The sequence below is a fragment of the Streptomyces milbemycinicus genome (assembly GCF_002154605.1).
In the GTDB taxonomy this organism is placed as follows: Bacteria; Actinomycetota; Actinomycetes; order Streptomycetales; family Streptomycetaceae; genus Streptomyces; species Streptomyces milbemycinicus.
The window spans coordinates 1-11,000 of sequence record NZ_MUNE01000591.1; the positions used below are offsets into that span (position 1 = coordinate 1).

Here is an 11,000-nt window from a genome sequence, read left to right on the forward strand (position 1 = left end):
CGCGAGGACGGCGCGCTCGTGCTGGGCCCGGGGGCCTTCGACCCGGCCACCGGCGCGCTGCTCTCCCTCGGCGGCCTCGCCGTCACCGGCCCCCGGCTCGATGTGTGGCGCGCGCCCACGGACAACGACAACGGCGCGCCCTGGCAGCCCGATGAGCGCTACGGTCTGATCTGGCGCACGCTCGGTCTGCACCGGCTCCACCACCGCGTCGACGCGGTGGAGGTGGCGGACGACGCCCTGACCGTCCGTACCCGTGTGGCCCCCGCGGCCACCGACGTCGGCCTGGAGACCGTCTACCGCTGGACCGCCGACACAGACGCGGACCGGCTGCGCCTGACGGTCTCCGTCACCCCGCTGGGCGAGTGGACCTGCCCGCTGCCGCGCCTGGGCGTACGGCTCGGCGTCCCCGCCGCGCTGGGCCGGGCCGAGTGGTTCGGCGGCGGCCCCGGCGAGGCGTACCCGGACACCCACGCCGCCTCCCGGATCGGCCGGTGGGCGCTGTCGGTCGACGAGATGCAGACGCCGTACGTCAGGCCGCAGGAGAACGGGGCCCGGGCCGACGTCCGCTGGGCGCGGCTGACCGATGACGGCGGGGCCGGGATCGCGGTGGAGGGCGCGCCGCCGTTCTGGTTCACGGCGCGGCGGTGGACCACGGAGCAGTTGGACGCGGCCGAGCACACCCCGGACCTGTCCCCGTCGGCGGACACGGTGTGGGTGAACCTCGACCACGGGCAGCAGGGCATCGGCAGCCAGTCGTGCGGGCCCGGGGTGCTTCCCCCGTACCGCCTCGGCGCCGCCCCCGCCGAGTTCTCCTTCGCCTTCTCGCGGATCTAGGCGCGACACTGGTGAGTTGCGGTGGATTTGCGCCGTCGCCACGCCGACACCACGGCGGGTCCGTGGCGCAAATCCACCGCGAACGCGGGCGTTGAACACAGGCGCGTTGACGAAGGCTGGCGAGCGGGCGGAACCCGGACGCGGCGCAGCGCCCGCTGCCGGAACACCTCGGCCGCGCGCTGGATCTGAGCCGGGTGGGGGTGTACGGCCACTCGGCGGGCGGCACGACCGCGGCCGAGGCGCTGTACGAGTCGGCCGACTGCGCGACGCCGCGCACTGGGTGTTCACCGACTACGCCGCCGTCGCACCCCAGTTGCAGACCGCCGGGCTGATGACCGCCGAGGCCCGGACCGCGCTGGTGGGCGCGGTGGATCCGGCGTGCTCGGTGCCCACCGTGCGCGGCCTCGTACGGGGGTTCTTCGCCCGGCAGCTGCCCGCGCGCTGAGCCGTTCTACGCCGCCCTGCTGCGCAGCGCCTCGAGCGCCTTGTCCGCGTGCACGCTCATCCGGAACTCGCTCTTGACGATCTCCAGCACCCGCCGGTCGGTGTCGATCACAAAAGTGACCCGCTTGGTCGGGACGGCCGAGATACCACGCTTGACCCCGAACCGCTCCCGTACGGTCCCCTCCGGATCGGACAGCAGCGGATAGCCGAAGGAGTGCGTACGGGCGAACTCCGCCTGCTTGTCCACCGAATCCGCGCTCACCCCGACCGGCTGTGCGCCCAGCGCCTTGAACTCCCCCGCGATGTCCCGGAAGTGACAGGCCTCCTTCGTGCAGCCCGGTGTGAAGGCCGCGGGATAGAAGAACAGCACCACAGGGCCGTTCTCGAGCAGTCCGCTCAGCGTGCGGGCGGTGCCGCTCTCGTCCGGCAGTTCGAAGTCCTCGACGACATCACCGATATTCATGGAGCGAGGCTACTCGGCAGCCGGAACGCTACTCGCCCAGGGCGGCCCGCAGGGCGGCCGTGCGCTGTTGGTCGGTGCGGATCCGGTGGAGGTCGAACCCGCGCAGGGGCGGGCGGCGTTCGGCGGTCAGCGATTCGCGCAGCCGGTCCGCCGCGGCCGCGGGCAGGCTCCCGCCGCCGAGGTCGCGCAGCAGGTCGAGCGCCGTCTCGGGGTGACGGGCGGAGTCGACGATCACGAGCAGCGCCTCGGTCAGCTCCTCGGGGTCGACCACCCCCTCGGGCCCCACGGCCCCGGGGATCGCCAGCAGGGCGCGCGCGGCGGGCAGGAAGGTGGCCACGGACTCCAGCAGCGGTGCGATCCGCTCGGCCAGGGGCGCGGCGTCGGCGCCCAGCAGCGCGGCCAGGCGGGCGGCCGAGGCCCGGGTCTGGGCGTCCCGGCTCTCCAGGCCCTGGGAGATGACCGGGATCAGCTCGTCCGCCACCGATTCGCCGGCGATCGCCAGGACGGCGGAGGCGGCCGACAGACAGTCGCGCGGGTCCCAGCCGACGCGCTCCCCCTCCTCGCGCACCAGCAGCTCGCGCAGCCGGGGCAGCAGCGGCTCGCCGGCCGGCCCGAGCCGCCCGGCCCGGCCCACCGCGGCGCGCTTGCTGTAGAGGATGTCGTCGAGGCCGGGGCGGACCGCCTCGACCAGCTGCGCCGTATCGCCGGTGAGGTGGTGCAGGGCCTCGACGGTGGGCATGCGGTCGTAGACGGAGGCGCCCTCGGCGGCGGCGCGCAGCCGCTCCTCGGCCTCGGCGGCGGCCTCGGTGCCGACCGCGACGGCGGCCACCGCGCCCGGGGCGTGCTGGCGCTCCTTGGTCAGCAGGGAGTACAGCTCCGGGAGGGCGGGGGCCGCCTGCGGGCCCCAGGAGGCCAGCAGGGTGCACAGATACCGGGGCGCGCCGTAGTTCCGGCGGTCCGGGTTGCGGATCAGATCGCGGGCGGCGTCGAGGAGCTGGGGGTTGAAGGGCACCGACGGCTTGTCGTGGCGGCTCCAGGGCGAGGTGCCGACGGCGGTCTCCAGGGCCTCCTTGCGGTGCGGCAGATCGCGGGCGAGCAGCGGCAGGGCCCTGGGGTCGCCGAGGTCGACGAGCGCTCCGAGGGCGTTGTCGGCCACTTCATCGGCGTCCTCGGCGTCGGACTTGTCCTCCGCCTCGGCGACCCTCTCACCCGAGGCATGGGTCAGCAGCGCGTCCGCGGCGGGCCGGCCCTCCTCCCCCAGGCGCCGCAGCTGGCCGATGGCCGTCCCGGCCACGACCAGGTCCTGATACGTCACCAGGGACGCCAGGCGCGGGGCCAGCTGCGCCGGGGCGGTGCGGAACTCGGCGCACAGCGGCTCGATGGCGGCCAGCGCCCGGCGGCCGCGCGTACCGGCGCCGGGGCCCTCGGCGGCCAGGACCGCGTCCAGCAGGCGGATGGCCACGGGGAGCTCTCCGCGGTCGGCGAGCAGCTGGAGCAGGAGCTCGAAGGACTCGTCGTCGGGGTCGGTGTCCTTCCAGTCGCCGGAGTCCGTGTCGAACCACCGCTCGACCTGCTCGATCTCGCTGCCCCGCAGGGCCCAGGCGGTGGCGGCGGCCTCCAGCTCGTCCGTCCAGGAGGCCCCGTCGCGCACCAGGTTGAGGGCGGCCACGAGCCGGATCTCGGGGTCCCGGTCGGGGCCGAGCTCGCCCGCGCCGATCTCCGCCGCGATGTCCGGGTCGGCGATACGGCAGGCCGACAGCAGGGCGGAGCGCAGCGCGGGGTCGGACTCCTCGGCCCAGCGGGCCCGTATCGCCTCGGCGGACTCGCGGGACCGGCCGGACAGCAGGACGATACGGATCAGCCGGCGCCTGATGTCCTCGTCGTCGTGTGCGAGGAGGGGCAGCAGCAGCGGCACCTGCGCGGCGACGGCGGCCGTGAGCTCGTCCTGGTCGTTACGGGGCTGGTCCTCGCCGCCCGCGACGCTGTGCAGGAGCTCGAGCAGGGTCTCCTGGTGGATCCCGGCCGCGCAGGCCCGGGCCAGGTACGGAATGACCTGCACGGTCGCGCGGTAGGCGGGGACGCGGGCGCGCATCGCACCCCAGAAGGAACCGAGCGCCTCCTCGCGGACATTCTCGTTGTCCGCCGAGACCAGGGCGCGCAGCGTCCCGGCCGGGTCGGCGGCGGTGCCGCGGGAGAAGCCGATGGTGGGCCAGTCCTCGTCGGCCAGGCCGGCGAGGATGGTTTCCGGGTCGTACTGTGCCGTCATGCCCGCGATCTTGGCATGTCCCGGAGGCCCGGCCCGACCGGGCCTCCGGGACATCGGCATCAGCCGCCGGCGACGATGGGTTCCTGGAGCTCGGTCACCCACTGGGTGCGGTCCTCGGGGCAGTGCAGGGAGACTTCGCGCGGGTATCCCGTCGAGCGGTAGCCGTTGGCGTCGATCCAGCGGGCCAGCGCCTGGGAGGTGGTGATCACTTCGCCCTCCATGGGGCCGCGGTGCACGACGGTGGCGGCGCGCTCGACGCCCGGCAACTGGACGATCCGGAAGTCCTCACCGCCGACCTGCGCGCCGACCGGCAGCCCGGCGTGGACGGTGATCGCCCCGCCGCCCTCGGGGGCGTCCTCGTAGTAGGCGAGCCCGGGGCCGGTCGGGGTCACGCCCGCGGTGTCGAGCAGACCGCACAGCCGCTCGAACAGGGGGCCGATGACGGGCCCGATGTCCTGCGGTTCGAAGCTCGCCGCGGTGGCGCTCAGCTCGGCCAGCCGGAGCGGCGGCAGGCTCTTGATCACAATGTCCTCGGTGGGCATGCGTCCCTCGTTCTCAATGGTCCGGAGCCTCGCCTCGACCTGGGCCAGCCGGGCCACCGCCTCCGCGACGGCCGACTCCAGCTCCGCCCGGCGCAGCCGCAGCATCCCGCGCAGCTCCTCGGTGCCGATGTCGTCGTCGAGGAGCGCCTTGACCTGGTGGAGGCTGAAGCCCAGGTCCTTGAGCGCGATGACGCGGTTGAGCCGTGCGAGCTGACCGGCTTCGTAGTGGCGGTAGCCGCTGGTCGGGTCGGTGTGGACGGGGCGCAGCAGCCCGATGGCGTCGTAGTGGCGCAGCATGCGGACCGACACCCGCCCGTGCTTGGCGAACTCTCCGATGGTGAACATGACGCCTTCCAGTGCAGGCCCTCACACGGTGAGAGGGTCAAGCGTACGGAGGCGAGAGTTCCGTCGGCGCCCGGCAGGGAAGGCGTCGGCGCCCGGCGGGAAGGGCGTCGGCGCCCGGCCGTGGCCGGGCGCCCGACGCCCCCGCGTCACCGCGTCGTCCGGTCGTCAGCTGCCGCCGGTGACCTTGACGTAGTCGACCACCAGCTGCTGCGGGAAGGTGGTCGAGCCGTCCGGGTCGCCGGGCCAGTAGCCGCCGACCGCGAGGTTGAGAATGAGGTAGAAGCGGTGGTCGAACACCCAGCGGTTGCCGTTGAGGTCAGCCGGGGTGCGGGTCTGGTAGACGTTGCCGTCCACGGACCAGGTGATCTTGTTGGGCGACCAGTCGACCGCGAAGGTGTGGAAGCCGTCGGCGAACTTCTGTCCGTTCGGCAGGGTGTAGCCGGCGCCTATGCCGCCCGAGCCGGAGTAGCCGGGGCCGTGGATGGTGCCGTGCACGGTGCTGGGCTCGTAGCCCACGTTCTCCATGACGTCGATCTCGCCGCAGTTGGGCCATCCGGCGCTGCCGATGTCGTTTCCGAGCATCCAGAAGGCGGGCCACATGCCCTGCCCCCGGGGCACCTTGATCCGGGCCTCCACCCGTCCGTACGCGGTGGTGAAGGTGCGTGCGGTGGAGAGCCGGGCCGAGGTGTACTCGCACCGGCCGTACCAGCAGTTGTAGTTGGCCGGGTTCTCCTTGCGGGCGGTGATGACCAGGTTGCCCTGGCCGTCGAGCGCCGCGTTCTTGGTGCCGTCCGTGTAGTACTGGCGCTCGTGGTTGTTGACGTTGTCGCCGGTCTCATAGCCCCATTTGGAGCCGTCGACGGCGCTGCCCGCCGCGCCGTCGAAGTTGTCGGTGAAGGTGGCGGCGACGGCCGGCGGGGCGGCGTCGGCGGCCGGGGCCGGCCAGGGGGCGGCGGCGAGGGCGGCCGCCGCGAGCAGGCCGGTCATGGCGATGCGCAGAGTTTTCCTCATGAAGCGATGGCCTTCCTATGTGGGGGAAACGGGCGGCCGGGGCAGCCCGTAGGGAAGGGGGCGCGAAGGGTGCGCGATGGGGACATCATGCCGAGCCTTGTTCAAGGCATGTCAATAGTCCGGACCATTCGCTTCAAAGAAGTTGAGGCATTTCGCCGTCGGCATGGTCGATGACGGACAGAAGTCGAACGGGCGACAGCCACCCGGACGCGTCAGCTCACTCCGCCACGCCCGTACGCCGTCAGCTCACTCCGCCGCACCGAACAGCGCGAGCAGATCCCGCCGCCCGAACATGCGCGCCGCCTCGACGGCCGAGGGCGAGCCCGTCCGCGGATCGGCGCCGCCGGCCAGCAGCACCCGGACCACTTCCTCCTCGCCCTTGAAGGCGGCGCCGGAGATGGGCGTCTGGCCGCGTTCGTTCGGGCGGTCGGGGTCGGCCCCGCGGCGCAGCAGGGAGGAGACGGTCGCCGCGTGCCCGTGGTAGGCCGCGAGCATGAGGAGCGAATCCCCCTTGTCGTTGGTGAGGTTGGCCGGAACCCCCGCGTCCACGTAGGCGGCGAGCGTATCGGTGTCCCCGTGCCGGGCCAGATCGAAGACCTTGGCCGCGAGCTGCAGCACCTCCGGGTCGTGGGCCGGCTCGGTCTCGCGGTTCTGGTCGCTCATGGGCGTCTCGCCTCCGGCTTCGCGTCCACACCAGTGAATACACCGATAATCCACCCATTTGCACCTTTTGCCGAGTGGGCACTTGGAGTGACCCTGGAAGAACTCATGGTGACCGTCCCCCACCAGCCAGGAGCCCGTGATGATCCTGTCCATTTCCGGCGTCGTACTGCTCGGTGTCATCGTCTTCGTGTTCTTCCGCAAGGACGGCCTCAAGGCGTCGCACGCCATCATCTGCGCCCTCTTCGGCTTCTATCTCGCGAGCACCGCGATCGCTCCGAGCATCAGAGCCGGTGGCACCAGCCTGGCCAACCTACTGGGCGGGATCAAGTTCTGACGTGCGCCGACGACCACTCCCCCGTGTCCTCAGCGGCGGCGGCCCGCTGGCCCGCGCCCGCGGGTTCGCCCGCGGCGGCGGGCTGATCCGCGGCGGCGCGTCCGCCCGCCTCGGCAAGCCCGCCCGCGGCGCCGGATCGGCCCGCGTCCGCGGCTTCGCCCGGGCCGTCGGCGACAGCACCGCCGACGTACTGCATCCGCTGATCGCGCTCGGCCGCGGGCTGCGCGCCATGGCCGCCGGCGGGCGGCGCAAATGGGCGCAGACCCCGAAGGAGCGCCGCGGCCCGGCGCTCTTCCTGATGGCCACCTGCGTGGTGGGCATCGCCCTGCTGCCGTACGGCCCGACGCTGTCGGCCGTCAGCCTGATCGGGGCCGCGTTCTGGGCCGGGCGCAAGGGCCCGGTGAAGGATCCGGGGCCCGACGAGGCCGGCCGGGAGCGCCTGCGGATCCTGTACGAGGCGCTGGTGCCGTACTTCTCCACCGCCGAGGACCCGAGCCCGCTGTATACGCACGGCGGAGAGTGGTCGAGCGCCTTCGGCTCCTTCGAGTTCGACGACGGCGGGCGGCTGACCCGGCTGAAGCTGTGCTACCCCGCGTACTTCACCGACGGCGACGCGGAGTCCCGCGCCCGCGTCGAGCGGCTGCTGTACGCCAAGTCGGGGCGCGGCCGGGAGTACTTCTTCGAATGGGACGAGGAGGCCAACCGCCTGACGATGACGGTGCTGGCCGCCCTGTCCACCGCGATCGGCGCCCAGCGCTTTGTGACCACGCCCGGCGAGACCGTGCTCGGCTTCACCGACGCCTCCTCGGTGCAGCGCACCCTGCCGGTCACGGAAGCCGCCGACGACCCGGCGGAGGAGGTGCGGCGGGACGCCCCGCCGGTGGTGTGGCGCACCGGGCCGCGGTCGACGGAGCCGCATCTGCTCGCGCTCGGCCCGCCCGGGAGCGGCACCACGACCCTGCTGCGGTCCATCGCGCTCCAGGCGCTGTGCCACGGCCAGGTGCTGGTGGTGGACGGCAGCGGCACCGGCGAGTACGCGTTCCTCGGCGGCCGGGCCGGGGTGCTGGGCGTCGAATGCGGGCTCGCCGGGACGCTGGCGACGCTGGAGTGGGCGGCACACGAGACGGAGCGGCGGCTGATCGCCGCGAACCGGGCCCGTCAGACGGGCCACCCGCCGCCGCAGGACATCCTCCGCCCGCTGTGGCTCGTCCTCGACCGGCCGACGGTGCTCGGCCAGCTCGCCGCGGCCGAGGGCCGCCGCGACCCGCAGGAGCTGCTGCAGGTGCCGCTGCGCCACGGGCGGGCGGCCCAGGTGCGGGTGGTGGTGGCCGACCACCTCGACGCCGCGGACGCGCTCGGCGAGGTCGTACGGTCCCACACCCGGGCCCGGGTGGTGCTGGGGCCCGCCTCCGACGACCAGATCCGCGCCGTGCTCGGCGCCCCGCCGCACACCACGCCGACCCCCGAGGTGCCCCCGGGCCGGGGCTACGTACGGCTCGGCGCCGGTCCGGTGCACCGACTGCAGGTGCCGGCCACCCCCGACCCGTACGACGAGGCGACGAGCGAGGCGCAGCGGCAGGCCGTGCTCGGGCTGCTGCCGGAGCCGGAGCTGCCGCGGGAGGCGGCGGCCCCGGACCCGGTCGAGGCCGCGGGGCGGATCGACATGGTGAAGGCCGGACCCGCGGGGAGCCCGGTGGACGGCTAGGGTCTGCCCGGGCGGCGGTGGCGTCCGGACGGCCAGGCCGTGTCCCGGCGGCCTCCGGGGCCGCGCCGCCGCCGGCTCAGGCCACGTAGCTGCGCGGGACCTGGGCCTCGACCACGGCGCCGCTCGCGACCAGGTCCGCCGCGGCGGCCAGGCGGGTGGCGGCCTTCTCGGCGACCGCGCCGGCGACGGTGAACGGAAGCCGTACGTACCCCTCGAAGGCACCGTCGACCCCGAAGCGGGGGCCCGAGGGGACCCGTACGCCGAGCCGCTCGCCCGTCTCCGCGATCCGTGACCCGGACAGGCCGCCGGTGCGGGTCCAGAGGGTGAGCCCGCCGTGCGGTACGGCGAACTCCCAGTCGGGGAGGTGGCGGCGGACGGCGGCGACGAGCTCGTCGCGGTTCTCCCGCGCCTGCGCGCGGCGCAGCTCGACCGCCTCGTCCCAGCCGCCGGTGGCCAGCAGCCAGCCCACGGCGAGCTGTTCGACGACCGGGGTGCCCATGTCCGCGTAGGCGCGGCCCGCGACCAGGCTGCGGATGATGTCGGGGGCGGCGCGCACCCAGCCGATGCGCAGCCCGGCCCAGAAGGACTTGCTCGCCGAGCCGACCGTGACGACGGCGCTGCCCCCGGGGTCGAGCGCGGCGACCGGCCGGGGCGGCTCCACCTCGTCGTCCAGGCGCAGTTCGGCCATGGTCTCGTCGACGACGAGCACGGTCCCGGCCGAGCGCGCCGCGTCGACGAGCTGTCTGCGCTGCTCATCGGTGGCGAGCGAGCCGGTGGGGTTGTGGAAGTCGGCGACGACATAGGCCACGCGCGGCGCGGCCTCGCGCAGCGTCTGCCGCCAGGCCGGCAGGTCCCAGCCCGCGAGCCCGGGGCCCATGGCCACGGGCACCAGCCGGGTCCCGGCATCCCGCAGGAGCTGGAGGACGTTCGTATACGAGGGCGACTCGACGGCGACCCGCTCGCCGTGGCGGACGAACAGCCGGCAGATCGCGGCCACCGCGCCCATGGCCCCGGTGGTCACCATGATCTGCTCGGGCATGGTCGGGATGCCGCGTGCGGTGTAGCGGTCGGCGAGGGCCTGGCGCAGCGCGGGCAGCCCGGCGGGGTAGTCGCCGTGGGTGCGGGCGTACGGCGGAAGCTCTTCCAGGGCGCCGCGCATGGCGCGGGTCAGCCAGGGCTCGGGCGCGGGCAGGGCCGCACAGCCCAGGTCGATCACGGAGCGCGCGACCTCGGGCGGCAGCGGGTCGAGCCCACGGGTGGGCAGCGGGCTCCCGGCGGGCATCGCGGTCCAGCTGCCGGACCCGCGCCGCGATTCCAGGAAGCCCTCCTGGCGCAGCGCCTCGTACGCGGCGGCCACCGTGGTCCGGCTGACCCCCAGGGCCGCCGCGAGCTCGCGCTCGGCGGGCAGCCGCGCCGCGACCGGGACCCGGCCTTCGAGGACGAGCAGCCGTACGCGATCGGCGAGCGAACGGTACGCGGGTACGCGCCGGGCGCCCGTCACCGAGACGATCGCCGCGGCCTCGGCGTCGCGTGTGTGCTCCGGCCCGAGCAGGCGAGCCAACTGGGGTGCTCCCACCGCGGATGTCCACGGACTCATCGTCTGCGGTCCACCTTTCCGGAATTGGCCATGGAACTGGACTGGTCTCGGGGTACAGAGTGACACGCCACAGTCCACTGCCTCCACCGGCAGGGCCACTTCAGCCCCTGGGAGCCTTCTTTGTCCGCGCCACCCGCGCCACCCGTACCGCCCGCGCCGTCCGAGCCCGAGCCCCCGTCATCCCACTCCCCCGGCCCCCGGCTCGCACGCCGCCTGGTCCACCTCTATGCGGGGCTGGTGCTGTACGGCGCGAGCATGGCGCTCCAACTGCGCGCCGGACTCGGGCTCGACCCCTGGGACGTCTTCCATCAGGGCGTCGCCGGGCACACCTCGCTGTCCTTCGGCACGGTGACCATCGTGGTCGGCGCCGCCGTACTGCTGCTGTGGATCCCGCTGCGGCTGCGCCCCGGGCTGGGCACGGTGTCCAATGTGGCGGTGATCGGCGTGGTGGTGGATATCACACTCGGGCTGATGCCGGACCTTCACGCGCTGGCTCTGAGGATCCCGCTGCTGGTGTTCTCGGTGATCCTCAACGGCGCGGCCACCGGCCTCTACATCTCGGCCCACTTCGGACCGGGCCCGCGGGACGGCCTGATGACCGGGCTGCACCAGCGCACCGGGCGCTCGGTGCGGCTGATGCGGACCACGATCGAGGTGACGGTGCTGGCGGCGGGGTTCGCGCTGGGCGGGTCCGTGGGGGTCGGCACGGTGCTGTACGCGCTGTCCATCGGGCCGCTCGCCCAGTACTTCCTGCGCTTCTTCGCACTTCCCTCGCCCGCCGGCGAGCGCTCGCCGG

At 74.0% G+C, this 11,000-nt stretch carries 10 protein-coding genes and 1 pseudogene; 5 read left to right on the plus strand and 6 right to left on the minus strand.

What is annotated here, in order from left to right:
• Both CCN51_RS39540 and CCN51_RS60295 read left to right on the plus strand, forming a co-directional pair.
• Positions 1-834 (plus strand): beta-galactosidase small subunit (locus tag CCN51_RS39540; RefSeq protein ID WP_245881762.1); only part of this gene is annotated, 834 nt, incomplete at its 5' end.
• A gap of 280 nt (positions 835-1,114) precedes the next feature.
• Positions 1,115-1,279 (plus strand): hypothetical protein, encoded by a 165-nt coding sequence (locus CCN51_RS60295; protein WP_014174886.1) that lies wholly within the window; start codon positions 1,115-1,117, stop codon positions 1,277-1,279.
• 6 nt (positions 1,280-1,285) lie between these two features.
• On the opposite strand, the gene CCN51_RS39550 is transcribed toward CCN51_RS60295, so the two are convergent.
• The 5 genes and pseudogenes from CCN51_RS39550 to CCN51_RS39570 form a co-directional block, all read right to left on the minus strand.
• The gene (locus CCN51_RS39550) at positions 1,286-1,741 is read right to left on the minus strand and encodes a peroxiredoxin (RefSeq protein WP_014174887.1); all 456 of its coding nucleotides are present in this window, start codon (positions 1,739-1,741) and stop codon (positions 1,286-1,288) included.
• Between the two features lie 28 nt (positions 1,742-1,769).
• Complete coding sequence (locus CCN51_RS39555) at positions 1,770-4,007, minus strand: hypothetical protein (protein ID WP_014174888.1); 2,238 nt, start codon at positions 4,005-4,007, stop codon at positions 1,770-1,772.
• A 59-nt stretch (positions 4,008-4,066) separates the two neighbouring features.
• The gene (locus CCN51_RS39560; RefSeq protein ID WP_014174889.1) at positions 4,067-4,894 is read right to left on the minus strand and encodes a MerR family transcriptional regulator; all 828 of its coding nucleotides are present in this window, start codon (positions 4,892-4,894) and stop codon (positions 4,067-4,069) included.
• A gap of 177 nt (positions 4,895-5,071) precedes the next feature.
• Positions 5,072-5,905, minus strand: a pseudogene (locus CCN51_RS39565) (glycoside hydrolase family 16 protein); the annotation flags it as partial.
• A gap of 246 nt (positions 5,906-6,151) precedes the next feature.
• A complete protein-coding gene (locus CCN51_RS39570) occupies positions 6,152-6,568 on the minus strand; it encodes an ankyrin repeat domain-containing protein (RefSeq protein ID WP_014174891.1) in 417 nt (138 codons plus the stop codon).
• A gap of 139 nt (positions 6,569-6,707) precedes the next feature.
• On the opposite strand from CCN51_RS39570, the gene CCN51_RS39575 reads away from it, so the two are divergent.
• A complete protein-coding gene (locus CCN51_RS39575; protein ID WP_014174892.1) occupies positions 6,708-6,902 on the plus strand; it encodes a hypothetical protein in 195 nt (64 codons plus the stop codon).
• 1 nt (position 6,903) lies between these two features.
• Positions 6,904-8,607 carry an ATP-binding protein gene (locus CCN51_RS39580; RefSeq protein WP_014174893.1) on the plus strand — a complete coding sequence of 568 codons (1,704 nt, stop codon included), beginning with the start codon at positions 6,904-6,906 and terminating at the stop codon, positions 8,605-8,607.
• Between the two features lie 76 nt (positions 8,608-8,683).
• Here CCN51_RS39580 and CCN51_RS39585 read toward each other — a convergent pair whose 3' ends face one another.
• Complete coding sequence (locus CCN51_RS39585) at positions 8,684-10,204, minus strand: SCO1417 family PLP biosynthesis transcription factor (RefSeq protein ID WP_078610367.1); 1,521 nt, start codon at positions 10,202-10,204, stop codon at positions 8,684-8,686.
• Between the two features lie 255 nt (positions 10,205-10,459).
• On the opposite strand from CCN51_RS39585, the gene yczE reads away from it, so the two are divergent.
• Positions 10,460-11,000, plus strand: a 541-nt coding sequence (yczE, locus tag CCN51_RS39590; RefSeq protein ID WP_245881763.1) for a membrane protein YczE, incomplete at its 3' end; no start/stop codon positions are given.